The organism is Neorhizobium sp. P1_A6, from assembly GCF_056406795.1.
This window is the reverse complement of record NZ_JBFTZM010000023.1, coordinates 1-26,515: the sequence shown is the minus strand read 5'-3', so window position 1 is coordinate 26,515 and position 26,515 is coordinate 1. Positions and strand designations below refer to the sequence as shown.

Here is a 26,515-nt window from a genome sequence, read left to right as displayed (position 1 = left end):
TTGCACTGGTCAAAGCGCAGACTCAGTGGTCTACTGAGGCTGCAACAGGGGAAGTTATGGCCCATATTCGCAATGCGCGTGAGGACGAGGTGGATATCCTGGCGGAAACCGGCTTCCGCTCCTGGGAAAAGGCCATGATGTCGATCGGCGAGATGACCGACATGCGCTCCGGCGCCCGCACCGCCTTCCAGAATTTCACGCGCTCCTCCTGGCTGACCATCACCGTCATCGAGCAGGGCGGCAATGTCGCCGGCTGGGCGGCGCGTGAAAAACTCGACGAACTGATCTCCGATTTCTGGATCGATCCGTCCTTCAAGGGACAGGGGCTGGGCCGCGCGCTACTCGTCGAGATCGAGGCCGAGATCGTCCACCAGGGTTTTGAAGTCGCTCGCGTCGAGACCCATGCCCGCAATACCGAAGCCATCGGCTTTTTCGAAAAGCAGGGCTATTCCATCAACTGGCTCTCCACAAGCTATTCCCCGAAGATCGACCGCGACGTGCAATCGGTCGGCCTGTCGAAGCGCCTCGTTCTCGAAGCGCCGGATACTTACGGGCCGAGCTTCTAGATCGCCCTGCCAGCTTCAAGACGTCGGTTAAGCTTGCACGTCCGCGCCATTTGCTCTACCTCCAGAAAACGCAATCGAGACCATTTCACGAGCATCAGATGACCCTTGTCGACGTCCGCACGCCCGATCCGAAACGCTTCATTCCCGGTGCCACCGGCGATTGGGAAGTCATCATCGGTTTGGAGGTGCACGCTCAGGTCCTTTCCAATTCCAAGCTTTTCTCCGGCGCCTCAACCGAGTTCGGCAAGCCGGCCAATTCCAACGTCTCGCTCGTCGATGCGGCCATGCCCGGCATGCTTCCCGTGATCAACGAGGAATGCATCAAGCAGGCGGTGCGCACCGGGCTTGGCCTGAAGGCTGCGATCAACAAACGTTCGTTGTTCGACCGCAAGAACTATTTCTACCCGGACCTGCCGCAGGGCTATCAGATCTCCCAGTTCAAGGATCCGATCGTCGGCGAAGGCAAGATCGTCATCTCGCTCGGCCCGGACCGCCAGGGTCAGTTCGAGGATATCGAGATCGGCATCGAGCGCCTGCATCTCGAACAGGATGCCGGCAAGTCGATGCACGACCAGCATCCGACCATGTCCTATGTGGACCTGAACCGCTCCGGCGTGGCTCTGATGGAGATCGTCTCCAAGCCCGATATGCGCTCTTCCGACGAAGCGAAGGCCTACATGACCAAGCTTCGCTCGATCGTGCGCTACCTCGGCACCTGCGACGGCAACATGGACGAAGGCTCGATGCGCGCCGACGTCAACGTCTCGGTGCGCAAGCCCGGCGGTGAATTCGGCACCCGTTGCGAGATCAAGAACGTCAACTCGATCCGCTTCATCGGCCAGGCGATCGAATACGAAGCACGCCGCCAGATCGGCATTCTCGAAGACGGCGGTTCGATCGACCAGGAGACTCGCCTTTTCGACCCGAACAAGGGCGAAACACGTTCGATGCGCTCGAAGGAAGACGCGCACGACTATCGTTATTTCCCGGATCCGGACCTGCTGCCGCTCGAGTTCGACGATGCCTTCATCGCCGAGCTGGAAAAGCACCTGCCGGAACTGCCGGACGACAAGAAGGCCCGTTTCGTGCGCGAACTCGGCCTGTCGATCTACGATGCCTCGGTGCTGGTCTCCGAAAAGGCGATCGCCGATTATTTCGAGGCTGTTGCCGAGGGCCGCGACGGCAAGACGGCGGCAAACTGGGTGATCAACGATCTGCTCGGCGCCTTGAACAGAACCGGCAAAGACATTGAAGAGACTCCGGTTTCGCCTGCCCAGCTCGGCGCCATCATCGACCTCATCAAGGCCGAGACCATCTCCGGCAAGATCGCCAAGGACCTGTTCGAGATCGTGCTCAACGAAGGCGGTGACCCGGCCGAACTGGTCGAGAGCCGCGGCATGAAGCAGGTCACCGATACCGGCGCAATCGAGGCCGCCGTCGACGAGATCATCGCTGCCAATCCGGACCAGGTCGCCAAGGTCAAGGCCAAACCCACGCTCGCCGGCTGGTTCGTCGGCCAGGTCATGAAGTCGACCGGCGGCAAGGCCAATCCGCAGGCCGTCCAGGCACTGGTCAAGGCGAAGCTCGGGATCGAAGAGGAGTAGGCCCGATGGTCTACTTCGTCCGCACTGCCGGAGAAGCTGACGTCGAGCAGATCCGCGCCCTGCTGGCGGCGACTTTTCACGACACCTATGATCCGTTCTACGGGGCCGACAAGGTCAGGAGAATGGTCGACGGCTGGCATTCTCCAGGCGCCGTCAAGGCGCGCATCCAGAAGCGCGGCGGCGAGTTCCTGGTCGCCGACAACGGCAAGGATATCGGCGGCATCGGTTATGCCGCCATGTATCCGAAGATGGTGAAGACGGCGATGCTGCACCAGCTCTACGTCAAGCCGTCCTGCCAGAACGAGGGCATCGGCCGCGACATCTTCGCCGAACTCGAAACCTGTTTTCCGGATGCCGAGATCATGCGGGTCGAGGTCGCGCTGCCCAACGTGCGCGCGATGTCCTTTTACGAGAGGCTCGGGTTTTCCGAGGTCGACAGGATGGAGGAGTGGGGTGCTCCGAATTCCGGCCTGCCGGCGATCATCATGGAGAAACGGCTGGAGTTGCGCTGACCCACCCGAGGAGGACTTTTTGCATGGCCGATATCGTCATCCGCCGAGCGCGGCAAGCAGATCTTCCCGAGCTCATCGACCTGTTTGCCGCGGATGACGTCGGAGGCCATGGCGACACGAAGGACGAGGCCGCCTTCGACGACTACCTGCGCGCCTTCAACGTCATCGATGCCTCCCAGAACGAGCAGCTTTTCGTTGCCGAACTGGAAGGCGAAGTGGCCGGCACGTTCCAGATCCTCTTCAACCGCACGCTGACGGGCAGGGGATCGCTGTCGATGATCATCGAGGCGGTGCAGACGCGCGGCGAGATGCGCGGCAAGGGCATCGGCGGTCAGATGATCCATCATGCGATCGAGGAAGCCAGGCGCCGCGGCTGCCGCCAGGTCGCGCTCACCTCCAACATGGCCCGCACGGACGCGCATCGCTTCTATGAACGGCTCGGCTTCGCCAAAAGCCATTTCGGCTTCAAGATGAAGCTCAAATGACCGTGCGCGACATTTGGAATCACTGGACATCGAAGGCGCCAAGCGGCATAAGCGGATCAACCACTTCGATCGCCATCCTGTTTGCCAAGCCGACGGAACATCCATGAAAAACCTCCTGCTGCAGATCTTCACCTGGTGGAACGGACAGACCATGGGCACCCGGTTCTTCACCTGGCGTTTCGGCAAGAAGGTCGGCGAAGACGAGCTTGGCAACATCTATTACGAAGGCCCGATGACCTCCTGGGGCAAGCCGAAGCGTTGGGTGATCTACAAGAATTACGCAGAAGCTTCCGCAATCGGGCCGGGCTGGCATGGCTGGATGCATTATCGCACCGACGTTGCTCCGTCGCAGGAAGATTACAAGGCTCGGGAATGGGAAAAGGCGCACAAGCTGAATGCCACCGGCACGCCGCTTGCCTATCACCCGCAGGGCTCGCTTGCCGCCACCGGCGAACGCCCCCGCGTCACAGGCGATTACGATGCCTGGACGCCCGGCAACTGACACCTGTTTTGGCCACAATCGCACTCTAGGTCTCGACGCCGACGGGATCGCCGGGACGGGAAGCATAATGGGATTGATGACGGTTTTTCCACGCAAGCCAATGGTCGGCGCATTGATCGCGCTTGCATCCGTGCTTGCGGCGGATGGTGTGTCTGCAGCGCGGCTGAATAATCCGGTCGCGGTCTTTGCCGGCATCGACAAGATCACCGGCCGCATCACTACATTCGACGTTTATGTCAACGAGACCGTTCAATACGGCGCGCTGCAGGTGACGCCAAAAGTTTGTTATTCCCGCGACGAGACGGAAGCCCAGAAAATCGATGGTTTTGTGGAAGTCGACGAGATCACCCTTGACCGCAAGATCCGCCGGATCTTCACCGGCTGGATGTTCGCCGACAGCCCCGGCCTCAATGCCGTCGAGCATCCGATCTACGACGTCTGGCTGACCGGCTGCAAACAGAAGTCCGACGTGCCGCCGCCGAAGGCGACCAACTGATTCCCCGTCAGAATTTCAGATGCGGGGAATCGACCGCTTTTCTCAAAAGCTTGAGATAGTCGTCCTTGGGGATGTCGATCGCGCCGAACGTTTTCAGATGTTCGGTGGTGAACTGGGTGTCGAGCAGCGTGAAGCCATTTTTCCGAAGCCGCTCGACAAGGTGTACGAGGCAGATCTTGGAAGCGTTCGTGCGCCTCGAAAACATGCTCTCCCCGAAGAAGGCCGAGCCGAGCGAAACGCCATAAAGGCCGCCGACCAGTTCGTCGCCCTCGAAGGCCTCGACGCTGTGCGCGTGGCCCATGCGGTGCAGTTCGATATAAAGCTTGCGGATGGTGGAGTTGATCCAGGTACTCGGTCGGTCGCCGGCGGGCTCGGCGCAGAAGGCGATCACCCGCTCGAATGCCGTGTCGAAGCGGATGTCGAGCGGCGTCTTGCGGGCCGCCTTGGCCAGGCTTTTCGAAACGTGGAAGCCGTCGAGCGGCAGGATGCCGCGCATTTCCGGTTCGACCCAGAAGATTTCCGGGTCGTCGGCGGATTCGGCCATCGGAAAGAGGCCGATGGAATAGGCGCGCAGCAGGATTTCCGGGGTTATCGCCGGGTAATATCTGCCACGCCGCCCTGCCATCGATCTCCCTAATGCGTCTTGTCGCCGGCGAGGTAGTTTTCCAGCCAGTGAATGTCATAATCGCCATTGGCGATATCCGGATTGTCGACGAGGTCCTGAAACAGCGGCAGGGTCGTCTTGATGCCGTCCACGACGAACTCGTCCAGCACGCGGCGCAGGCGCATCATGCATTCGACGCGGGTGCGTCCATGCACGATCAGCTTGCCGATCAGGCTGTCGTAGTAGGGCGGGATCTTATAGCCCGCATAGGCGCCGGAATCGACACGCACGCCAAGCCCGCCGGGCGCATGGAAATGCGTGATCGTGCCGGGCGACGGCACGAAGGTGCGCGGATCCTCGGCATTGATGCGGCATTCGATGGCATGGCCGAAGAATACGATATCTTCCTGGCGGACGGACAGGCCGCCGCCAGAGGCGACACGGATCTGTTCATGCACGAGGTCGATGCCGGTGATCGCTTCGGTGACCGGATGCTCGACCTGAAGACGGGTGTTCATTTCGATGAAATAGAACTCGCCATTTTCGTAGAGGAACTCGATCGTGCCGGCGCCGCGGTATTTCAGCTTGCGCATCGCGTCGGCGCAGACTTCGCCGATCTTCATGCGCTGCTCGACGTTGAGGGCAGGGGAATTGGCTTCTTCCCAGACCTTCTGGTGGCGGCGCTGCAGCGAGCAGTCGCGTTCACCGAGATGGATGGCGTTGCCTTCGCCGTCACCGACAACCTGGATTTCGATGTGGCGCGGCTTCTCGAGATATTTTTCCATGTAGACGGCATCGTTGCCGAAAGCGGCGAGCGCTTCGGAACGGGCAGTCGACACGGCCTCGTCGAGATCGGCCTCTGTCTTGGCGACCTTCATGCCGCGTCCGCCGCCGCCGGCGGTTGCCTTGATCAGCACAGGGAAGCCGATCTGGCGGGCGATTTCCATCGCATTCTCGGGCTTCACTTCGCCGTCGGAACCGGGAACGACGGGGATGCCGAGTTCCTGCGCGGTCTGCTTGGCGGTGATCTTGTCGCCCATGATACGGATATGGTCGGCGGTCGGACCGATGAAGGTGATGCCGTGCGCGTCGAGGATATCCGCGAACTTGGCGTTTTCCGACAGGAAGCCGTAGCCCGGATGCACCGCGTCGGCGCCGGTGATTTCGCAGGCGGCGACGATCTGGTGAATGTTCAGATAGCTGTCGCGCGACGGCGGCGGGCCGATGCACACACTTTCGTCGGCAAGCCGCACATGCATGGCGTCGGCGTCGGCGGTGGAATGGACCGCGACGGTCGCGATGCCGAGTTCCTTGCAGGCGCGAAGCACGCGAAGCGCGATTTCACCGCGGTTGGCTATGAGGATCTTGGAAATCATGGATGCGCCTACTCGATGACGACGAGCGGCTGGCCATACTCGACGGGCTGAGCGTCGTTGACCAGGATTTCCGTGACCTTGCCGGAGCGCGGCGCCGGGATCTGGTTCATCGTCTTCATGGCTTCGATGATCAGCAGCGTCTGGCCTTCCTTGACGGTGGCGCCGACTTCAACGAAGGCGCGCGAACCCGGGGCCGGGGAGAGGTAGATAGTGCCGACCATCGGCGCGGTCACGGCGTTCTTGTTGTCCTGCACGGCGGGCGCTGCAGCAACGGGAGCGGCTGCGGCAGCCGGAGCGTAGCCGGGCGCTGCGATCGGGGCCTGGACATACTGCATCGTGCCGGCGCGGGATACGCGGATACGCAGATCGTCCTGTTCGACTTCGATCTCGGTGAGGTCGGTCTCGTTGAGGATGTTCGCGAGGTCGCGGATCAGTCCCTTGTCGATACCGTTCTTCTTGTCAGACATGGCAAACCCTATTGTTCTGTTTATCTTGTCAAGCGGTAATGGATTTTAAGGCGTGCAGCGCCAGAATGTAGCTCGCGGTGCCAAAACCGCAGATCACGCCCTTTACCGCCGGTGCGATCATCGAATGATGGCGGAATTCCTCCCGCGCGTGGACATTCGAGATATGAAGCTCGATCACCGGCACGGAGATCGCCTTGATGGCGTCGTGCAATGCAATCGAGGTATGGGTATAGGCGCCCGCATTGATGGCGACGCCGACGGCCTTTTCGTTGGCCTCGTGCATCCAGTCGATCAGCACGCCCTCGTGATTGCTCTGGCGGAAATCGACGTCGAAGCCAAGTTCCCTGCCGGCTGCAATACAGTCGTTCTCGACGTCCTTCAGCGTGGCAGCGCCGTAGATGCCCGGCTCGCGCTTGCCCAGCATATTGAGATTGGGGCCGTTGAGGACGAAGACCGTCTTGCTCATCACTGATCTATTGGTTCCCTGCAGAAATTCAGGGGCCACCTATAGACCGGCGAGGCGGCAAGGGAAAGCCCCCGCCGCGCCGAAAGCCCGTGAGTCCACTGCGATGGAACATCTATTGGTTGGCACCTGCCCTGTCAGCAGGTCGCCTTGCCGCAGGCGCGCACATTGGCGACCTTCTGCTCGATCGTATCGAGGCCGACGGCGCCGAAGACGGCTTCGTCGGCGACCACATAGGTCGGCGTGCCGGTGATACCGATCGCGTTGGCGATCCGATAGGCGTCGCGCACCAGATCGTCGTTCGGCTCATCGGCCATGGACTTGCGGATCGCCGCTTCCTTGACGCCAAGCGCACCCGCGACCGCAATGGCCGTCGCTTCCGAGGCGTGCGGCTTGCCGCCAAGCAGTTCGCGGTGGAATTTTGCATATTTCTCAGGCGCCAGCAGACGCACGGCGTTGGCCACCCGATGGGCTGCAAGCGAGTCCGGCCCGAGGATCGGGAATTCCTTCAGGATGAAACGGACGTTCTTGTCCTTGGAAAGGATGTCGTCCATGTCGGAGAGCGCCCGCTTGCAGTAGCCGCAATTGTAATCGAAAAACTCGACGATGGTCACGTCGCCCTTCGGATTGCCGAGCGTGATGTCGGTCGGCGAGGAGAAAATCTCCTGCTTGTTGTCCGCGATCGCCTTGGTCGATTGTTCGACGCGCTGGGTCTGCTGCTTGGCTTCCAATGCGTTTTGAACCTCGACCAGCACTTCCGGGTTCTCGATCAGATATTGGCGGATGAACTCGCCCATCTCCTTCTTCTGCTGGTCGTCCAGGGCGACAGCCGGGGCGGCCACGGAAAATGCGAAGGCCAGCATCGAGCCGGCGGCCAATGTCTTGAAAGCGGGCGTCTTGAACAGGCGAGTCATCCATATCCTCTTGGATCGGGCACACGAATCCCGCGCACCATTGTTGTCGTTTGTGCCCAAAGTAAGCCAGTCGGGCTTTCCAAAAAACCTCAAAATCATGTCCAGGCCGTTTTCACCGGTTCACAACTGCGTATAACGCCTGGCCGGATGACGAAATGGAGTCGGATTCCAACACGTTGGCTGCCTTTCCGGAATCGTTTCGGCAGGCAGTTGATCCGGTTTCTGAGGTTCAAGGCAGAGCAAAAACAAAAACGGCCGCGTTTTGCGCGGCCGTTTCATCTGTTCTCGTCAGGCTCAGAAGAAGCCGCGGCGCTGCCACCAGCCGGCCTTCTTGGGCTTCGACGGATCGGCGTCGGTCTCGGGCGCGGCCGCCGGATCGGAACTCTTCACCACCGCCTCGGCGGAAGAGGAGATGTTCGAGGCGCGATTGGCACGAGCCGGTTTCGCGTCGCCGGCATCGACCTGCTCAGCCGTCGGCGCTTCTTCGATGGGAGCTTCGGCAGCCGGAGCAACCTCGGCAGCCCGTGGCTCTTCGCCGAGTGCAGCTTCGACCTGCTCGACGACGGTTTCCACCGGAGCCGTATCTGCGGCAGCCACTGGGACCTCTTCCGCAGCCGGGGCGTCGGCGACGGTCGTTGCCTTGCCACGACGCGAACGGCGGGGCTTGGCTTCTGCCTTGCCGGCAGGTGCGGCTTCCGCCTCGACGGGAGCAGCGACTGCCTCGACGGCGATCTCTTCAGCGGTCTCGGCTGCTGCTGCTGCCGGCACTGCCTCGACGTCTTCGCTGGACGCATCTTCGTCGGCCGCTTCGCTGTCATCCGAAGCGTTCAGTTCCTGTCCGTCCTCGCCGTTGCGATTGCGGCGACCACCGCGCTTGCCGCGGCGGCGGCGCTTGCGGCGATTTTCTTCCGAGTCCGAATCGGCGGCTACCGTTGCGTCGGATGCTTCGCCGGCTTCGGAAACATCGTCCTCGCCTTCGTCGCCGTCCTCGTCGCCATCAGCCATGTCGTCGCTGCCGCCCTGCGCGGCCTGGGCATCTGCGCCCTTTTCGCCGCCACGGTTGCGCCGACGCCGGCGGCGCTTGCGCTTGCGGCCGTTCGGATCGTCGCCCTGCGACTGGGCGCGCTCGGCAACCGCAGCAGCTGCCGGCTGCGACGAAGCAACGATCTCTTCCTCTTCCTCCTCGTCGGCCTCGACGATGATGTCGTCATCGTCCTCTTCGACGGGGATGGCCGCGAACTGCATCAGGCTTTCGATCTTGACCGGGTTTTCGACCGGCTCGCCGCGATCGATCGCGAAGTGGCTGGAGCCGATGCTGACATCCGATTCGATGAAGATCGAGACGCCGAAGCGGTTCTCGTAATCGACGATGCTGGCGCGCTTGTGGTTGAGGAGATAGAGCGCGATTTCCGGCGTGGTGCGCACGGTGATGTCATGCGTGGTGTTCTTGAGCAGGTATTCCTCGACGCCGCGCAGCACATGCAGGGCGACCGACGACTGCGAGCGCACATGACCGGTACCGCCGCAATGGGTGCAGATCTGCGTCGTCGATTCGAGAACCGAAGCGCGAATGCGCTGGCGCGACATTTCGAGCAGGCCGAAATGCGAGATACGGCCGACCTGGATGCGGGCGCGGTCGTTCTTCAGGCAATCCTTCAGCCGCTTCTCGACGGCGCGGTTGTTGCGCTTTTCTTCCATGTCGATGAAGTCGATGACGATCAGGCCGGCAAGGTCGCGCAGGCGAAGCTGGCGGGCGACTTCTTCCGCCGCTTCCAGATTGGTCTGGAGCGCCGTTTCCTCGATCGAATGTTCGCGGGTCGAACGGCCGGAGTTGACGTCGATGGCGACGAGCGCTTCCGTCTGGTTCATGATCAGGTAGCCGCCGGACTTCAGCGTCACCTGCGGCTGCAGCATGCGGTCGAGCTGCGCCTCGATGCCGGAACGGGCAAAGATCGGATGCAGGTCGCGATAGGGCTGGACCACCTTGGCATGGCTCGGCATCAGCATCTTCATGAAGTCTTTCGCTTCACGATAGCCTTCTTCGCCGGACACGATGATCTCGGAAATGTCCTTGTTGTAGAGGTCGCGGATCGAGCGCTTGATCAACGAGCCTTCCTCGTAGACGAGGGTAGGAGCGGTCGAGCTCAGTGTCAGCGTGCGGACGTTCTCCCACAGGCGCATCAGGTATTCGAAGTCGCGCTTGACCTCGACGCGGGTGCGGTTGGCACCGGCGGTGCGCAGGATGACGCCCATGCCCTGCGGCACGTCGAGCTCGCGGGCGATTTCCTTGAGACGCTTGCGGTCCTGCGGCTGGGTGATCTTGCGGGAGATGCCGCCACCGCGCGCCGTGTTCGGCATCAGGACCGAATAACGGCCGGCGAGCGAAAGGTAGGTGGTAAGAGCAGCGCCCTTGTTGCCGCGCTCTTCCTTGGCGACCTGCACAAGCAGGATCTGGCGGCGCTTGATGACTTCCTGGATGCGATACTGCTTGCGCGGCTTGCGCACGACGCGGTCCGGAACTTCTTCCATCGCGTCTTCGGCGCCGACCGATTCGATCACTTCCTTCTCGCCGTGGTCGTCATCGTCGTCGTCATCGAAATCGTCGTTGCGGCCGCCGCCGCGGCGGGCGTCGACGTCTTCCGAAATCGAATCGGTCTCGACCATCGCGGCCATTTCGCCGGGCGTCGAACCGTCGTCGTCATTGTTGTCGGAGGAGGGGGCGCTTTCGCCCTCGGATGCTGCGGCTTCTGCGGCGGGCGCTTCGTCTGCCGGCTTCTTGCGAGCGCGGCTGCGGCGCGGCTTGGCCTTCGGCTTTTCGGCCTCTTCAGCAGCGACGACCTCGGCCGGGCTTGCTTCCATTGCTTGGCCACCGGCTTCGCTTTCGGGCTCGGCGGCGGGTGCCGGGATGGAGATGCCGATATCCGGCTGTTCCTGGTGGGCTGGATCGACCACCGGATCAGCGGCTTCCGCCTCGGCGATCTTGCGCTGATCCTCGGCTTCCTGCTGCATCAGCGCCTGGCGGTCGGCAAGCGGGATCTGATAATAGTCGGGATGGATTTCGGCGAAGGCGAGGAAGCCGTGACGGTTCCCGCCGTAGTCGACGAAAGCGGCCTGTAGTGAGGGTTCGACCCTCGTCACCTTCGCCAGATAGATATTGCCGCGTATCTGTTTCTTATGCTGCGATTCGAAATCGAATTCCTCGATCCGGTTACCGCGAACGACAACTACGCGCGTCTCCTCTTCGTGAGACGCGTCGATAAGCATTTTGTCTGCCATTGAAATTCTGCTCCTCGGCGCCGCCGGGGGAATGCAGAAAAGGCTGCCACAAGGACAGGCCCGTCATGCAATGCGGTCGTTGCGCCGGATAAAGATGTTCCCGTCGGGCGCGGTTGTGACGGCAACCGGAAAGATGACGGGGAGCGTTGCTCCCTCGGTCCCTCCAGGTTCTGAAAATTGTGCCGCGACATCAAAAACCAAACGAGAATGACGATACCATAGGCCCGCAGGGGCCCGATGAATGTGCTCCGTATGAGCGGTGGGTGGCATGCCACCCGGTATTATTCCGGCCACCGCCGGTTGGATCGTGTATCAGGAAAAAGTGTAGCGACGGCGGATGACTGTCGGTCTTCGGCGCCAGGTCCTGAAGAGGCTGGCCAGCCTATCGGCAGACTATCCCGTCAACACTTTAACCCTCGGGGGCGTTGTATGGTTTATCTGTCACAATAGCAAGGGAAAAGCCAAGTTTGCCATATTCTCGATGGAATTAGACCTCTTATGAATGGCAAGGAACGGGCGGATGATTCGCATCTTTTAACGGGCAAATGCCTTCTAAAATGGGCACTTTGATGCGGGTTGCCTGATAGGCGGCGGGGCTTTGAATGCGAGTGGCGTTTTGAGGGCGGATGTGAAGGCAGGCGCGGCGACGGCCGGCGGCGGGCGGCGGCGACCGTTTTTCGCGCGAATCGGTTGCGCGATTCTCCTTTTGGTAGGCTTCGTCGCGACCCTCCCCTTGAGCTCCGCCTGTGCAACGCCGCAGCCGCCGCTTCTCGCCTTCAGCGCGCGGGTCGCCGGTGACGAGGCGCGCACCCGGATCGTCATCGATTTCGAGAAGAAACCGGAATTCTCCGTCCATTACGTCGCCGCGCCTGAACGGGTGATCGTCGACCTGCCGGCAACGGCCTTCGGCTTCCCTGCCGAGGATCTGTCCGCGCGCGGCCTCTTCAAGGATATCCGCTACGGCACGATGGGTGAGTCGAGCGCTCGTATCGTGCTGACCGCCAAGCGACCGGTGAAACTGTCGATCGCCGAGGTTCAGTCGAACGACAACGGCAGCTACCGTTTGGTCCTGGATGCGGAAATGGCCTCAAAGGAGGTTTTTGCCGATCTGGTGAAAACCCAGAACTGGGCGACGTCGGCGGCAGCCACTCCGGACCCGCTGGCGATGGCCGAGAAGGACAATGTCTTCACCGTTGCCGTCGATGCCGGGCATGGCGGGATCGATGCCGGCGCCACCGGGGCGGGCACCAAGACCCCGGAAAAAACCATCACGCTGGCGTTCGCCAAGACGCTTGCCGAACGATTGAGCAAGGTCGAGGGCATCAAGGTTTTCCTCACCCGCGACGACGATACGTTCCTGTCGCTCTCCGAGCGCGTGACGCTCGCCCGCCAGGGCCATGCCGATCTCTTCGTATCCTTGCACGCCGACACGCTCGGCCAGAAGGATATCCGCGGCGCGACCGTCTATACGCTCTCTGACAAGGCCTCCGACCGCATGGCCGAAAACCTCGCCACCCGCGAAAACCTGTCCGACGAACTTGCGGGCTATACCCTCCAGAGCGGGCCGCCCGAAGTTGCCGATATCCTGCTCGACCTCACCCGCCGCGAGACCCAGGCGTTTTCGATCGCGCTCGCCAGCAATGTCGTCGAATCCTTCGAGGGACAGATCGGGCTCATCAACAATCCCCACCGTTACGCGGGTTTCCAGGTGCTGCGCGCACCGGACATTCCGTCCGTGCTCCTCGAACTCGGCTTTCTGTCCAATGCCGAAGATGAAAAGCTGCTTCTGGATGAGTCGTGGCGCTCGAAGGTGATCGACCGCATGGTCGACGCGATCAGGCGCTATCGTGACCGGGCGATGGCAAATGGTGGCTGATTTTCCCGGATGCGCGTGGCGCGGGTGCCACAGGCGCCGGCGAATATGATGCAAGGGGAGGCCAGTCACCGGAAATTGCAGCTAAGAGCCCTATTTTACTCACATTCGGGCGATTACTCGGTGGTTCCCGGACGCAATGGATGACGGACGATTGATCCTCTTCCGGCTTGCGCTGGTTCGATCACCGTGCAAAACGCCTCTAACCATGCGATGGTGTGTTTCACGCGCCGAATGAAAGCTGAACGGTAGCTCCAATATGGTAAGATTGATTGGTTATCTCTTTGGATTGGCCTGCGTCCTGTTTCTGGTCGTGGCTGCCGGCGTGGGTATTTATCTCACCGGGATGACCAAGGACTTGCCGAACTACGAGGTTCTTGCCTCTTACGAGCCGCCGGTCGCCACCCGCGTTCATGCCGGCAACGGCGCGCTGATGGCCGAATATGCCCGCGAACGGCGCCTGTTCCTGCCGATCCAGGCGGTGCCCGATCGCGTCAAGGCCGCTTTCCTGTCGGCTGAAGACAAGAATTTCTACAGCCATCCCGGCATCGACATCACGGGGCTTGGGCGCGCCGTCCTTTCGAACCTTCAGAACCTTGGTTCCGGCCGTCGCCCCGAAGGTGCCTCGACCATCACCCAGCAGGTGGCGAAGAACTTCCTTCTCACCGGCGACCAGACGATCGACCGCAAGGTCAAGGAAGCGATCCTTTCCTTCCGTATCGAGCAGACCTATTCCAAGGACAAGATCCTCGAACTCTACCTGAACGAGATCTTCTTCGGCCTCAATTCCTACGGCATTGCAGGTGCTGCGCTCACCTATTTCGACAAGTCGGTGACCGAGCTGACGACGGCCGAGGCCGCCTATCTTGCGGCCCTTCCCAAGGGTCCGGCCAATTATCATCCCTTCCGCCGCGAAAAGGCGGCACTCGAGCGCCGCAACTGGGTCATCGACCGCATGGCCGAGAACGGCTACATCACGCAAGGCGATGCCGACGACGCCAAGAAGCAGCCGCTCGGCGTCAAGCAGCGCCGCACCGGCGCCCATGTCTTCGCATCGGATTATTTCTCCGAGGAAGTCCGCCGTCAGATCATCGACCGCTACGGTGACAAGGCGCTTTACGAAGGCGGGCTTTCGGTCCGCACGTCGCTCGACCCCGATCTTCAGGTCATCGCCCGCCGCGCCCTTCAGAACGGCCTTATCGAATATGACGAGCGCCGCGGCTTTCATGGCCCGGTAGCGCAGATCGCCACGACCGGCGCCCCTGGAACCTGGGATTGGGGCCCGGAACTCGCCAAGCAGAAGTCGCTTGCGGACGTGCCGGAATGGAAGCTGGCGGTCGTGACCGAAGTATCGGCAAAGTCCGCCACGATCGGCCTGCAGCCCTCGGCGGACGCGGCCGGCAAGGTCGATGCGGCTCGCGAGACGGGCACGATCAACGGCGACGACATGAAGTGGGCCTACCGGGACTCGACCAATACCCGCAAGCCGGCGAAATCGCCGGACGGCGTGCTGAAGCCCGGCGATGTCGTCTACGTGGAACCGATCAATCCGCAGGCCAAGACCTATCGGCTGCGCCAGCCACCGAAAGTCCAGGGCGGTTTCGTCGCCATGGACCCGAATACGGGACGCGTTCTCGCGATGGCAGGCGGCTTCTCCTATTCGCAGTCCGAATTCAACCGCGCCACCCAGGCGATGCGCCAGCCGGGTTCGTCGTTCAAGCCGTTCGTCTATTCGGCAGCGCTCGATAACGGCTATACGCCCGCTTCGGTCATCCTCGACGCCCCGATCGAGATCGTCTCCGGCGGCCAGGTCTGGAAGCCGGAGAACTACGGCGGCGAGGCCGGCGGCCCGTCGACGCTGCGCACCGGCATCGAAAAATCCCGCAACCAGATGACCGTGCGCCTGGCACAGGACATGGGCATGGAACTGGTTGCCGAATATGCCGAGCGTTTCGGAATCTACGACAAGATGCTGCCGGTGCTTGCCATGTCGCTCGGTTCCGGCGAGACGACGGTCATGCGCATGGTCTCGGCCTATGCCGTCATCGCCAACGGCGGCAAGCAGATCAAGCCGACCGTCATCGACCGCATCCAGGACCGCTACGGTAAGACGATCTTCCGCCATGAGGAGCGCGCCTGCGACGGCTGCAATTCCAACGACTGGGCCCATCAGGAAGAACCGAGTATCGTCGATAACCGCGAGCAGGTTCTCGACCCGATGACCGCGTACCAGATCACCTCGATGATGCAGGGCGTGGTGCTGCGCGGCACGGCCGCCGGCAAGATTCCGGTCAAGGACCGCGATGTCGCCGGCAAGACCGGCACCACCAACGATGAGAAGGATGCCTGGTTCGTCGGTTTCACCCCGAACCTCGTCGCCGGCCTTTATATCGGCTTCGATACGCCGACTCCGCTCGGCCGTGCCGGCACCGGCGGTGGTCTTGCAGCGCCTATTTTCGGTGAGTTCCTCGCCCAGGCCGCCAAGCTGACGCCAGCCGAAAAATTCCACGTGCCAGATGGGATGCAGCTCGTCGCGGTCAATCGCAAGACCGGCATGGCGGCCATGGAAGGCCAGCCCGACACGATCGTCGAGGCCTTCAAGCCCGGCACCGGCCCGGCCGACGTCTTCCAGGTCATCGGCGACGGCGAATACATGACCCAGGATCAGATTTTCACCAACTCGCCCCAGGCGCAGCAGGCTGTCACCTCGGGCATGCCGGGTCTGTTCTGATCGCCATCCGAAGCGGCAGCCTTGTCGGCAGTCCCGGGCTTTACATCCGGGCTCACTGCAACTATGTCCACGGCACTTAAAACCCCAACACAAAGAGCGAAGAACAAGCGCCATGCGTGCGGAAATCATCAATGTAGTCGACGAAATCAAGCAGGCCATAAGCCTGCTGAGGAGGCATCTTTGACTGGGATCAGGCGGTAAGACGACTGGACTGGTTGAACAACAAGTCAGAGGACCCGAACCTCTGGAACGATGCTGCGGAAGCGCAGAAGCTGATGCGCGAGCGCCAGCAACTCGATGACGGCATCAATGGCGTCAAGGCCATGGAGAGCCAACTCAACGACAATATCGAGCTCATCGAACTCGGCGAGGAAGAGGGCGACGAAGCGATCGTCAAGGAAGCCGAAGATGCGCTGAAGGCGCTGATGGCGGAATCCGGCCGGCGCCAGGTCGAGGCCATGCTGTCGGGCGAAGCGGATGGCAACGACACCTATGTCGAAGTCCATTCCGGCGCCGGCGGCACGGAAAGCCAGGATTGGGCTAACATGCTTCTGCGCATGTACACCCGCTGGGCCGAACGCCAGCGTTTCAAGGTCGAGCTTCTGGAAGTGCATGACGGCGAAGAAGCCGGTATCAAGTCGGCGACCATTCTCGTCAAGGGCCACAATGCTTATGGCTGGCTGAAGACCGAATCGGGCGTCCATCGCCTGGTCCGCATTTCGCCTTATGACAGCAACGCCCGCCGCCACACCTCGTTCTCGTCCATCTGGGTCTATCCGGTCATCGACGACTCGATCAACATCGAGATCAACGAGAGCGATTGCCGCATCGACACCTATCGTTCGTCGGGCGCCGGCGGCCAGCACGTCAACACCACCGACTCGGCGGTGCGCATCACCCACATTCCGTCGGGCATCGTGGTGCAGTGCCAGCAGGAACGCTCGCAGCACAAGAACAAGGCCAAGGCCTGGGACATGCTGCGTGCGCGGCTCTACGAAGCGGAGTTGAAGAAGCGCGAGGACGCGGCCAATGCCGAGGCTGCTTCCAAGTCCGATATCGGCTGGGGCCACCAAATCCGCTCCTACGTTCTGCAGCCCTACCAGATGGTCAAGGACCTGCGCACAGGCGTGACAAGTACTGCGCCGGACGACGTGCTGGACGGAGATATCAATCCTTTCATGGAAGCGGCCTTGGCGCACCGCATCAGCGGCAAGCCGGATGTGGATGTCGCCGACGTCGACTGACGATCCATGCAACAATCACAAACGAAAGCGGCCGGACCTTGCAAGGTCCGGCCGCTTTTCTTGTTGGGCAAAAGCGAGGTTTATTCCGCCGCAGCCGTCATGGCCCCCTGGCGGCTGCGCAGCACGACAAGCGACAGCAGGAGGACCACCACCGAGCATGTCGCGATGACCGTGACCATCGGCCGCGAGGTGCCGTCGACAAACATGCCGCCGAGGCCAACCACGACCGCTGACGTCACGAACTGGATCGTGCCCATCATCGCCGACGCCGTGCCGGCAATCCGGCCGTGATGTTCGAGCGCCAGCACCGCCGCCGTCGGAATGATCAGGCCGAGGAAGCCGTAGCCGCCGAACAGGAAGGCCGCCATCACATCGAGACGGTCGATGCCGAGCGAGGTGACGAGTGCCAGAAGGACCATCATCGTCGAATAACCGAACACCGCGCTGCGGATCACTTTGCGGAGCCCGATCTTGCGTGAGAGCCAGCCGTTCAGCTGCGACATGCCGATGAAGGCGACCGCATTGCACGAGAAGACGATGCTGTAGAAGGTCGGTGAGAGGCCGTAATGCTCGATCAGCACGAAGGACGAGTTTGCCACATAGATCATGTAGCTCGACATGCCGAAGGAGGCGATCAGCACAAGCCCGAGATAATAGGGGTCCCGGAGCAGCGTGCCATAGGAGTTGAGCGCGCCGGCGAGGCTGCTTTCGCTGCGCGCAGCCGGCAGGCGGGTTTCCTCAAGGAAAAACACGGCAACGACGGCGCCGACCGCGCCGGCACCGACCATCACCCAGAAGATCAGCCGCCAGTCGCCGAACACGGTGACGATGCTACCGGCAAGCGGGGCAAGGATCGGCGAGACGCTGAACACCAGCATCAGCCGGGACATCAACTCGGCTGCGGCCGGACCGGTATGCAGGTCGCGGACGATGGCGCGGGAGATGACCACGCCGGCGCAGGCGCCCATGCCCTGCAGGAACCGAAAGGCGATCAGCCACTCGATCGACGGCGACAGCGCGCAGCCGATCGCGCCGATGGCATAAAGCGCAAGGCCGACATAAAGCGGCCGCTTGCGACCGAACATGTCGGAGAGCGGGCCGTAGGCGATCTGCGACACCGCCATGGCGGCGAAGAAGGAGATCAGGCTCGCCTGTACCTCATGACTGTTGGCATTGAGGCTAGCGCGAATGGTCGGCAGCGCCGGCAGGTACATGTCGAGGGCGAAAAGCCCGATAGCCGAGAGCAGCCCGAGCGACAGGGCATGCGAAGGAGCTCTGCTTTGCATTTGGAAAAAACCTTTCCCGTCACCACATCTGCCGTGGTAACGGCAGGTCGAGGACGATTATGGGAGATGAATATGAGAGCCGGCCGCGTTTGGGAGGACAGGCCTAAACAATCATGTAAAGTATTTTGGACACAATTGTCCAATCGGTCAAGCCCCGCTATAGTGATGTCATGAAAAATTCGTCTGCCGAACTTCCGCGCGATTACGACACCTGGCCGCCGGCGCAGAACAAGCGTCAGGCGATCCTCAACGCTGCAGCCGATGTTTTCGCCCAGGAAGGCTTTGGCGGCGCCAGCATCGATGCGATCGCGGCGAGGGCAGGGGTGTCGCGCCAGACGATCTATAATCAGCTGGGCGACAAGGATAATCTTTTCAAGGTCGTGGTCGCCGAAATCACCGACCGCTCCAGCGCCGGTTTCTTTCGCGTGCTCGATACCTTCCCCGTGGCGCCGCAGGACATCGAGACGGAGCTGACGCAGTTTTCGGCGCAGCTCCTGCGCAAGGCGATCTGCGACCCGAACGGCCGCTGGCTTCGCAAGGTGGTCGAGACCGAAGGCGCTCGCTTCCCTGAGCTTTTCGAGACCTGGAAGGAATACGGGCCGGGCAAGAAATATCCGGCGATCGCAGCCCGCCTGGCGCAGCTCGCCCATGGCGGTTATCTTGAGGTCGACGATCCGGCGCTCGCCGCCCGCCAGTACATGGCGCTTCTGGCGACCGACCTTCGTTACGATCAGCAGCTCGGTCGCCAGACGCCCGAATCGGAGATCGACCAGATGGCGGCAAATGCCACCCGCACTTTTTTGCGCGCCTTTTCCCCGAAGCGCTGAGCTTCACGCGACGGCAACAGGTTTCATCTGCGTGAGTTGACGCTGAGTCAGTTGTTGAACTGTTCGGCGAGAATCCGGTCGGACCAGGAATGGTTCGGATCGGAGAGGATGCGCGCGGTGATTTCGGTCGACTGTGCCACCCGCACCTTCAGCACCGACTTCACCTCGGTATTGTCGGCAACCGCGTTGACCGGCCGCTTCTCCGCTTCGAGGATGTGGATATCGACACAGACATGGTTCGGCAGCAGCGCCCCGCGCCAGCGCCGCGGCCGGAAGGCCGAGACCGGCGTCATGGCGAGCAACGGCGCTTCCAGCGGCAGGATCGGGCCATGAGCCGAGAGATTGTAGGCGGTCGAACCGGCGGGCGTCGCGATCATCAGGCCGTCGCAGATCAGTTCCTCCAGCCGCACATGGCCGTCGATCTCCACCCTGAGCTTGGCCGCCTGATAGGATTGCCGAAAGAGATAGACCTCGTTGATGGCGAGCGCCACCGACGTCGAGCCGTCCTCGTTTTCCGTCGTCATCTTCAGCGGGTGAAATTCGTTTTCCACCGATTCGGCCACCCGCTCGTGCAGTTTCTGGGCGCGGTAATCATTCATCAGGAAGCCGACCGAGCCGCAGTTCATCCCGTAGACGCTTTTGCCCGTATTGATCGTGTCGTGGAGCGTCTGCAGCATGAAACCGTCGCCGCCGAGCGCGATGATCACGTCGGCTTCCTCGGTCGGCACATTGCCATAGAGCCGCACGAGTTCTTCCAGCGCGGATTGTGCTTCCGGGGCTGTCGAGGCGATGATGGAGAGCTTGTTCGTCTCAGACGACATGAACGGGCCTTTGAGGGTGCCGCCGCCCGACGGGCCGCGCAAGGGACGCTGTAACCAATTGAGCTAACACGATCCTGTGACAGGACCATGCCGGCCGGACGGCATTAAGTACAGGAAAAACAGGCCTTTGGACAAGCACCTTGCGCCATCGTCCGCGAGTGAAACGCAGCTCCGTTGCTTTGTGTGTGATGTTCTGGCGATTTTCTCTTTACAGGAGGGGAAAATCTGGTAACTCCCCCCTCGAAAGTGCCCTTGTAGCTCAGTTGGTAGAGCACCTGATTTGTAATCAGGGGGTCCCGGGTTCGAACCCTGGCGGGGGCACCATTCCTTTCCTGGCATTTGGTATCAATTTCGCCTTATCGAGGCCGCCGTGCCGCTGCGGCGGACCTAGCTGACGCCTGCGGCAGCGCCGCCTTTGCCCGCCATCGTGCGTAACCCTGAGATGTCTGCGCAGAACCTCTGAAACCTTATGCGATCGGCAGGGTTAGACGGTCGTAGGGCATGTCTGCAACGTCCCACGAGAGGAAATCCAATGTTTGCAAAGATACTTACCGTCGGCGCGCTGTCGCTTGGCCTCGCCACTGCCGCGGTCGCCCAGTCTAGTTCGGGATCTGGATCAGGATCAGGCGGCGCTTCGGGCTCAGGTGCTGCGGGAACCGGCGGATCCGTTTCGGGTTCGGGCGCCAGTGGCTCCGGCTCCGGCACGCTTAATGGCAATACCACGACCCCGCTGAATGGAGCTGGACGTGGCACGCTTGATTCCAATACGACGGGCAGCACGGTCGGCAATTCCGGCGGTTCCAAATGCCCGTCGAACAATCTATCGCAGAGTTCCGGCTCCGCCACGACCAACAACCTGCCGCAGGGTTCCGGCTCCGCGACGCCCAATGCGGACGGAACTCTTGCGCCGGGGCAGGCACAAAACTGCTGATAGAGACCTATGTGCGGCAAGCGGAAGACCTTCTTCTGCGTGCCGCGTCAGTTTCTGAAAACCGTGCAGGGCACCGCGTGTGCCCTGATCCTGGCACACAAGTCAGTCGCGTCGGCTCTGGTGGCGCGGCCGATCCGCGCTGCATAGCGCGGGCGATAGCCGAAATTGCCGCGTTTCTGCCGCACGACGAGCGCCCGTTCCGAGTTGAGCGGCGCTGGCAGGCGGCTGATCGTGGTGGCAAATAGCTGGCTGGCGATATTCGGATTGTAGTGCGCGGAAAGCTGCACGCCCCAGGGCGCCCAATCCGCCGATGCTATCAACACGCTCTCGTTGAGCCGCCTCATATTGGCAAGCCGTAGGCAGCCGTCGAGGAAGGGTTTTCCGGGATCGAGAGCCTGAGCCGCCATCTTCGGCGGATCGCCCTTCCACGTTTCTGCGGAATGGCCGGTAATCGCAAACACGTAGTCGCGCGTCTCGATCGGCAGCCGTCCGGTCGCCAGGAATGTTTCGAGACCTGCTTCGCCCGCATTATAGGCTGCGGCGGCAAGGCCGAGATTGCCAAAACGGTCGCGCAGATCCCTCAGATAGAGAGCGGATGCCGCAAGCGCTTCGATGACATCGAAGCTGTTTCTCAGGCCGCGGATTCTTGCGGTTTCCGGCATGAACTGCGCGATGCCCTCGGCCCCTTTCGGGCTCACCGCATTGGCCCGGAACAGGCTTTCCCGCCAGACCAGCCGCGCGAAAAATTCCGGAGGCAGCCCATTCTTCTCGGCCAGCCGCTGCATCACCTGGCAGAGATCCTGATTGTAGGTTTCGGCGCGGATGCACATTCGACCGATCTCGTCCGATGCCGCACGCTCGTATCGGCATTCGGGAGCGGCGGAGTCTTCGGCAGCACCGACACTCCCACCGGAGGGCGGAACAGCCAAGGACAGGCCCAAGCCTATCTGCATGAGGCGGCGAAACATCATCGATAGGCAATATGCCCAACCAGGGCGCAGCTTTAAAGCCTTCGGCGGCAGGATTGCTCCAAAAGCGACTGGCACGGATGGTCCGGCACCAGGTCACGGCCCGGGTGATTTTCGCTTGCCCGATCTGCGGGACAACTCTTGCAAAGAGCCCAAAAACTCCAGGCCCGCCGCCTTCGAGACTGCCCTAGTGCATTTTTCCGACGCCGGTATAGGCAAAGCCATGGGCTTCCACCTCCCGCGCGCGATAGACATTGCGCAGGTCGACGAGAACCGGGCTCTTCATGACGGATTTCAGGCGCTCGAGATCGAGTGCGCGAAATTCGTTCCATTCGGTGACGAGAACCGCGACATCGGCGCCTTCGGCGGCCTGATAGGGGCCGTCGGCGAATTCGATAGCCATCAGCTGCCGGGCGTTTTCCATGCCTTCCGGATCGTAGCCGGAAACGATCGCGCCGGCATCCTGCAGGGTCTGGACGACGGCGATCGCCGGGCTGTCGCGCATGTCGTCGGTGTTCGGCTTGAAGGTCAGCCCGAAGACGGCGACCTTCTTGCCGCGCACATCGCCGCCGGCAGCCGCGATCACCTTTCGGCCCATGGCGCGCTTGCGGGTATCGTTGACGGCGATGGTGGTTTCGATCAGTCGGACCGGGCTTTCATAATCCTGGGCGGTCTTGGCGAGCGCCAGCGTGTCCTTCGGGAAGCAGGAGCCGCCGTAGCCGGGGCCGGCATGCAGGAATTTCGAGCCGATGCGGCCGTCGAGACCGATGCCGCGTGAAACGTCCTGGACGTCGGCGCCGACGCGCTCGCAGAGATCGGCCATTTCGTTGATGAAGGTGATCTTCATCGCCAGGAAGGCATTGGCGGCATATTTGATCAGCTCGGAGGTCCGGCGGCTGGTGAAGAGGAGCGGCGACTGGTTGAGATAGAGCGGGCGATAGACTTCCGTCATCACTCCGCGGGCGCGTTCGTCGGAAAGGCCGACGACGATGCGGTCAGGGCGCTTGAAGTCCTCGATCGCAGCACCTTCGCGCAGGAATTCGGGGTTGGAGACGACGGCGAAATCCGCGTCCGGATTGGTTTCGCGGATGATCCGCTCCACCTCGTCGCCGGTGCCGACCGGAACGGTCGACTTGGTGACGATGACGGTGAAGCCGGTCAACGCCTCGGCGATTTCGCGTGCTGCGGCATGGACATAGCCGAGATCGGCATGGCCGTCGCCGCGGCGCGACGGCGTGCCGACCGCGATGAAGACGACATCCGCGTCGGCCACGGCGGGGCCGAGTTCCGTGGTGAAGGAAAGGCGACGGGATTTGACGTTCGATTCGACCAGCGCCTCGAGGCCCGGCTCGAAGATCGGGATGACGCCTTGTTTCAGCGCCTCGATCTTTTCGGCAGCCTTGTCGACGCAGATCACGTCATGTCCGAAATCCGCAAAGCAGGCACCCGACACGAGGCCGACATAACCCGATCCAACCATCACAATACGCATCAATGATCCTCATCTTTATCCGGCAATCTCACGCGCAGCGGTTTCCTAAGCGCATCCGAAAGGGAATGCAACGCGTCGGATTGGTTGCCTGCGGCGCTTTGGTCAGGCGTTACCCGAGCCGGCCTGAGTGGCCAACGTTACGGGGTAATGACAATAGGATTGCGGCTACGGCTTTCCAGGGCGCGATCCCCAGGCAATGAAATCGGGATTGGCGAAATCCATCATGTCCGCGCGGCCGGTCTTGCCATAGGTAAGCGGTGCCCCGTCGAGCGTGACCGTGCTGCCGCCAGCGGCACGGAGCACGGCGTCTCCGGCGGCCGTGTCCCATTCCATGGTTCGGCCGAAGCGGGGATAGAGATCGGCCACACCCTCCGCGAGCAGGCAGAATTTCAGCGAGGAACCAATGCTGCGGATATCGGCGGCGCCTGATTTTTCGAGGAAGGCCTCCGTCTCGGCGGAATTATGCGAGCGGCTCGCAACGCAGATCGGGCGGGCCTCGACGGGCCTTGCGACGACCGGCGCCCGGCTCGTCACCGCGAATTTGTCGTCGATCACAAGTTTTTCCGCCCGTCCACCGCCGCCGAGATAAGCGACCTTGAGGGCGGGCGCATAAACGACACCGAGGATCGGCATACCGTTCTCGATCAGGGCGATGTTGACCGTAAAATCCTCGCGATCGTTGATGAACTCCTTGGTGCCGTCGAGCGGATCGACCAGGATGAAGGTGCGTCCCTCGATCGACGGGATGCGCCCCATCGCTACCGATTCTTCGGCGATGACGGGAATGTCCGGAAAGGCTTGGGCGAGTTCAGCGAGGATAATCTCTTCGGCCCGTTCGTCCGCCTCAGTGACCGGGGATCGGTCGGCCTTGTAGCTGGTGTTGGGGCCGGCCCTGTAGACGTCCAGGATGGCTTTGCCGGCAAGCAGCGCGGCTTTTTCGAATGTGGCGAGCATGAATTCCATGGCGGCTGGTCACGTCGGTTGGGCAGACTTCCAATGACACGTTTGCCCCGCGCTTGGGAGTCTTAAAACGGCTCGGCTCAACCGGCCTTGGCGAGATGCTGCTGTGTCGCGTAAAGCGCGATCGCGGCGGCGTTCGAGACATTGAGCGACTTTATGGCGCCCGGCATGTCGAGGCGGGCAAGCGCGTTGACCGTCTCGCGGGTCTTCTGACGCAGGCCCTTGCCCTCGGAACCAAGCACCAGGGCGATCCGGCCGCCGGCAAACGTGCCTTCGAGCGGGGCGGGGCCTTCCGAATCGAGCCCGATCGTCTGGAAGCCAAGCCGGTGCAGTTCCTCGATGGCGTCGGCGAGATTGGTAATCTGTATATAAGGTATCAGTTCGAGCGCGCCGGAGGCCGACTTGGCGAGCACGCCGGATTCGGTCGGGCTATGTCTCTGGGTGGTGATGATGGCGCCGACGCCGAAAGCGACCGCCGAGCGCATGATCGCGCCGACATTGTGCGGGTCGGTGACCTGGTCGAGGACGAGGAGAAGCGGGCTTTCTTTCAAGCCTTCCAGCCGGCGCACGGGGAGGGGCCGTGTTTCCAGCATCACGCCCTGGTGGATGGCCTCGGGCCCAAGCAGCTTGTCGATATCCTGGGGCGAAACGAATTCAACCGGGAAGGACAGCGTCTCCGGCTCGCCGATATCGAGCCGCGCGAAGGCGTTCTGCGTCACCAAAAGCTTGATGAGCTTGCGCTCGGGATTGTCGAGGGCAGCGCGCACCGTGTGCAGGCCATAGAGGAAGACCTGTTCCGGCTGAAGCTGCGGCGGCTTCCAGTCCTTGTTGGATTTCGGCCGCTTCAAGGGCGGCGTCGGAATTTCCCCGCGTTCGCGCTTGGCGTCGCGCACGGCGCGCCGAAGCGTTGCGTAATGGGTATCGCGGGTGGATTTGTCTTGTTTGTCGTCCTTGCTCATCAGGCCTTATAGCCATCCTCGCTCGCCGGGCAAAGCCCTCGACGGGGAGGCGGGTCGAAAGTGCGACTGATTTATTTTCGTCATTTTTGCTTCTTCCTCGTGTTGACAGACGAGAACGAGGCGGTCATATACGCGGCGCAGATTGAGGGGCAGCAAGCTTCAAGATCTGACGAACTTGGTCTCACGATCCGGACGAAAAACTGGAGAGATGCCCGAGTGGTTAAAGGGGACGGACTGTAAATCCGTTGGCTCAGCCTACGTTGGTTCAAATCCAACTCTCTCCACCATTCGTCTCTGATCGGACACCACACCGCGGGTATAGCTCAATGGTAGAGCAGCAGCCTTCCAAGCTGAATACGCGGGTTCGATTCCCGCTACCCGCTCCATAATCTCAACCATTTACAATGACGGCGTGCCAGTCGGTGCAACGCTTTCCTGCATCTCCGTTGAAGCGGGTCCGGCGATCGCGCGGCTTGCGCCATGCTGTGGGACACTAGACACTGCCTCAGCCGGAACGAGGCATGTTTCCCCGCATCGTTTTGAGCCGCGCATCCGGTGCCGAGGGGCCGCCGGTAGGTACGGCAGCTGACAAACGATCCCGGAACAAACTTTTGTGCTATACTAACATGATAAAGGCGGACCTGGAGCCCTGCGGCCTTACCCGGCCGCGGGGCTTTTTTGCGCTTCTGGCGCACGTCAATTCGCCGAAGCCCGAAGTCAGAGCCGGTCCGGATCTTGAACTGAGGGCGTGCTGAACCGACCGTCCCCGGGCATTTTCAAGCCGATTTGCCCCGCTCCCCTTGTCCGGGCGCGCGTCGTAATTATGTCTTGCGCATTCTAGTGGAAAGCCTTAAACGGCGACACCAAACCCGGTCGCCGGGTCCACCCTTATGTTCACAGGAAGCATTCAATGGCAAAGAGCAAGTTTGAGCGCAACAAGCCGCACGTCAACATTGGCACGATCGGTCACGTTGACCATGGCAAGACGTCGCTGACGGCCGCGATCACGAAGTACTTCGGCGAGTACAAGGCCTATGACCAGATCGACGCGGCTCCTGAAGAAAAGGCACGCGGCATCACCATTTCGACGGCGCACGTCGAATATGAGACGCCGGCCCGCCACTATGCGCACGTCGACTGCCCCGGCCACGCCGACTA

At 61.6% G+C, this 26,515-nt stretch carries 24 protein-coding genes and 3 tRNA genes; 15 read left to right on the top strand and 12 right to left on the bottom strand.

Annotated features, from left to right (window positions below):
- Nucleotides 1-56 precede the first annotated feature (56 nt).
- The 6 genes from AC1D3C_RS27795 to AC1D3C_RS27770 all read left to right on the top strand — a co-directional run bounded on the left by AC1D3C_RS27795 (nt 57) and on the right by AC1D3C_RS27770 (nt 4,165).
- Complete coding sequence (locus AC1D3C_RS27795; protein WP_477485143.1) at nt 57-566, top strand: N-acetyltransferase family protein; 510 nt, start codon at nt 57-59, stop codon at nt 564-566.
- Between the two features lie 98 nt (nt 567-664).
- Nucleotides 665-2,170 carry an Asp-tRNA(Asn)/Glu-tRNA(Gln) amidotransferase subunit GatB gene (gatB, locus tag AC1D3C_RS27790; RefSeq protein ID WP_247137786.1) on the top strand — a complete coding sequence of 502 codons (1,506 nt, stop codon included), beginning with the start codon at nt 665-667 and terminating at the stop codon, nt 2,168-2,170.
- Nucleotides 2,171-2,175: 5 nt separating this feature from the next.
- Nucleotides 2,176-2,682 carry a GNAT family N-acetyltransferase gene (locus AC1D3C_RS27785; RefSeq protein WP_038542070.1) on the top strand — a complete coding sequence of 169 codons (507 nt, stop codon included), beginning with the start codon at nt 2,176-2,178 and terminating at the stop codon, nt 2,680-2,682.
- A 23-nt stretch (nt 2,683-2,705) separates the two neighbouring features.
- Nucleotides 2,706-3,167, top strand: coding sequence for an N-acetyltransferase family protein (locus AC1D3C_RS27780; RefSeq protein WP_477485142.1), 462 nt, complete (start codon nt 2,706-2,708; stop codon nt 3,165-3,167).
- A gap of 103 nt (nt 3,168-3,270) precedes the next feature.
- Complete coding sequence (locus AC1D3C_RS27775; RefSeq protein WP_038542075.1) at nt 3,271-3,669, top strand: NADH:ubiquinone oxidoreductase subunit NDUFA12; 399 nt, start codon at nt 3,271-3,273, stop codon at nt 3,667-3,669.
- A 76-nt stretch (nt 3,670-3,745) separates the two neighbouring features.
- Nucleotides 3,746-4,165: a DUF2155 domain-containing protein gene (locus AC1D3C_RS27770; RefSeq protein WP_037081092.1), complete on the top strand. Its 420-nt coding sequence runs from the start codon at nt 3,746-3,748 to the stop codon at nt 4,163-4,165.
- Between the two features lie 7 nt (nt 4,166-4,172).
- On the opposite strand, the gene aat is transcribed toward AC1D3C_RS27770, so the two are convergent.
- The 6 genes from aat to AC1D3C_RS27740 form a co-directional block, all read right to left on the bottom strand.
- The gene (gene aat / locus AC1D3C_RS27765) at nt 4,173-4,790 is read right to left on the bottom strand and encodes a leucyl/phenylalanyl-tRNA--protein transferase (protein WP_038542077.1); all 618 of its coding nucleotides are present in this window, start codon (nt 4,788-4,790) and stop codon (nt 4,173-4,175) included.
- Between the two features lie 8 nt (nt 4,791-4,798).
- Entirely contained in the window at nt 4,799-6,145 is a 1,347-nt protein-coding gene (accC, locus tag AC1D3C_RS27760) for an acetyl-CoA carboxylase biotin carboxylase subunit (protein WP_038542079.1), read from the bottom strand.
- Between the two features lie 8 nt (nt 6,146-6,153).
- Nucleotides 6,154-6,612 carry an acetyl-CoA carboxylase biotin carboxyl carrier protein gene (accB, locus tag AC1D3C_RS27755; RefSeq protein WP_038542081.1) on the bottom strand — a complete coding sequence of 153 codons (459 nt, stop codon included), beginning with the start codon at nt 6,610-6,612 and terminating at the stop codon, nt 6,154-6,156.
- A gap of 28 nt (nt 6,613-6,640) precedes the next feature.
- A complete protein-coding gene (gene aroQ, locus AC1D3C_RS27750; protein ID WP_038585793.1) occupies nt 6,641-7,078 on the bottom strand; it encodes a type II 3-dehydroquinate dehydratase in 438 nt (145 codons plus the stop codon).
- Between the two features lie 134 nt (nt 7,079-7,212).
- Nucleotides 7,213-7,989, bottom strand: coding sequence for a DsbA family protein (locus AC1D3C_RS27745; protein ID WP_477485141.1), 777 nt, complete (start codon nt 7,987-7,989; stop codon nt 7,213-7,215).
- 294 nt (nt 7,990-8,283) lie between these two features.
- A complete protein-coding gene (locus AC1D3C_RS27740) occupies nt 8,284-11,265 on the bottom strand; it encodes an Rne/Rng family ribonuclease (protein WP_477485140.1) in 2,982 nt (993 codons plus the stop codon).
- 628 nt (nt 11,266-11,893) lie between these two features.
- Between AC1D3C_RS27740 and AC1D3C_RS27735 the strand changes: the two genes are divergently transcribed.
- The 3 genes from AC1D3C_RS27735 (at nt 11,894) to prfB (ending at nt 17,113) form a co-directional block, all read left to right on the top strand.
- Entirely contained in the window at nt 11,894-13,141 is a 1,248-nt protein-coding gene (locus AC1D3C_RS27735) for an N-acetylmuramoyl-L-alanine amidase (protein WP_477485139.1), read from the top strand.
- Between the two features lie 256 nt (nt 13,142-13,397).
- On the top strand, nt 13,398-15,869 hold the full coding sequence (locus AC1D3C_RS27730; protein WP_477485138.1) for a penicillin-binding protein 1A: 2,472 nt from the start codon (nt 13,398-13,400) through the stop codon (nt 15,867-15,869).
- 112 nt (nt 15,870-15,981) lie between these two features.
- Nucleotides 15,982-17,113, top strand: a protein-coding gene (gene prfB / locus AC1D3C_RS27725) for a peptide chain release factor 2 (protein WP_247034016.1) whose coding sequence is annotated in 2 segments (ribosomal slippage) — nt 15,982-16,050 and nt 16,052-17,113 — 1,131 coding nt in all. Because the reading frame shifts where the segments join, the coding sequence is not laid out codon by codon here.
- 80 nt (nt 17,114-17,193) lie between these two features.
- Here prfB and AC1D3C_RS27720 read toward each other — a convergent pair.
- Nucleotides 17,194-18,399: a multidrug effflux MFS transporter gene (locus tag AC1D3C_RS27720; protein WP_247034015.1), complete on the bottom strand. Its 1,206-nt coding sequence runs from the start codon at nt 18,397-18,399 to the stop codon at nt 17,194-17,196.
- Nucleotides 18,400-18,569: 170 nt separating this feature from the next.
- On the opposite strand from AC1D3C_RS27720, the gene AC1D3C_RS27715 reads away from it, so the two are divergent.
- Nucleotides 18,570-19,226, top strand: coding sequence for a TetR/AcrR family transcriptional regulator (locus AC1D3C_RS27715; RefSeq protein ID WP_038542099.1), 657 nt, complete (start codon nt 18,570-18,572; stop codon nt 19,224-19,226).
- A 47-nt stretch (nt 19,227-19,273) separates the two neighbouring features.
- Here the strand turns inward: AC1D3C_RS27715 and AC1D3C_RS27710 are convergent, their stop codons facing one another.
- Nucleotides 19,274-20,047, bottom strand: coding sequence for an NAD kinase (locus tag AC1D3C_RS27710; protein ID WP_477485137.1), 774 nt, complete (start codon nt 20,045-20,047; stop codon nt 19,274-19,276).
- 248 nt (nt 20,048-20,295) lie between these two features.
- Between AC1D3C_RS27710 and AC1D3C_RS27705 the strand changes: the two genes are divergently transcribed.
- Nucleotides 20,296-20,371: transfer RNA gene (locus AC1D3C_RS27705), tRNA-Thr, on the top strand.
- 208 nt (nt 20,372-20,579) lie between these two features.
- Nucleotides 20,580-20,978: a hypothetical protein gene (locus AC1D3C_RS27700; RefSeq protein ID WP_477485136.1), complete on the top strand. Its 399-nt coding sequence runs from the start codon at nt 20,580-20,582 to the stop codon at nt 20,976-20,978.
- Between the two features lie 47 nt (nt 20,979-21,025).
- On the opposite strand, the gene AC1D3C_RS27695 is transcribed toward AC1D3C_RS27700, so the two are convergent.
- The 4 genes from AC1D3C_RS27695 to rlmB all read right to left on the bottom strand — a co-directional run bounded on the left by AC1D3C_RS27695 (nt 21,026) and on the right by rlmB (nt 25,357).
- The gene (locus AC1D3C_RS27695; protein WP_477485135.1) at nt 21,026-21,931 is read right to left on the bottom strand and encodes a transglycosylase SLT domain-containing protein; all 906 of its coding nucleotides are present in this window, start codon (nt 21,929-21,931) and stop codon (nt 21,026-21,028) included.
- Between the two features lie 202 nt (nt 21,932-22,133).
- Nucleotides 22,134-23,438, bottom strand: coding sequence for a UDP-glucose dehydrogenase family protein (locus tag AC1D3C_RS27690; RefSeq protein ID WP_038542102.1), 1,305 nt, complete (start codon nt 23,436-23,438; stop codon nt 22,134-22,136).
- A 165-nt stretch (nt 23,439-23,603) separates the two neighbouring features.
- On the bottom strand, nt 23,604-24,392 hold the full coding sequence (gene cysQ / locus AC1D3C_RS27685; RefSeq protein WP_477485164.1) for a 3'(2'),5'-bisphosphate nucleotidase CysQ: 789 nt from the start codon (nt 24,390-24,392) through the stop codon (nt 23,604-23,606).
- 86 nt (nt 24,393-24,478) lie between these two features.
- Nucleotides 24,479-25,357 (bottom strand): 23S rRNA (guanosine(2251)-2'-O)-methyltransferase RlmB, encoded by an 879-nt coding sequence (gene rlmB / locus AC1D3C_RS27680; RefSeq protein ID WP_477485134.1) that lies wholly within the window; start codon nt 25,355-25,357, stop codon nt 24,479-24,481.
- A 202-nt stretch (nt 25,358-25,559) separates the two neighbouring features.
- Between rlmB and AC1D3C_RS27675 the strand changes: the two genes are divergently transcribed.
- From AC1D3C_RS27675 to AC1D3C_RS27665, 3 genes are all read left to right on the top strand, one after another.
- Nucleotides 25,560-25,644: transfer RNA gene (locus AC1D3C_RS27675), tRNA-Tyr, on the top strand.
- Nucleotides 25,645-25,669: 25 nt separating this feature from the next.
- Nucleotides 25,670-25,743, top strand: a tRNA-Gly gene (locus AC1D3C_RS27670).
- A gap of 524 nt (nt 25,744-26,267) precedes the next feature.
- Nucleotides 26,268-26,515, top strand: a 248-nt coding sequence (locus tag AC1D3C_RS27665; protein WP_477485133.1) for a GTP-binding protein, incomplete at its 3' end; no start/stop codon positions are given.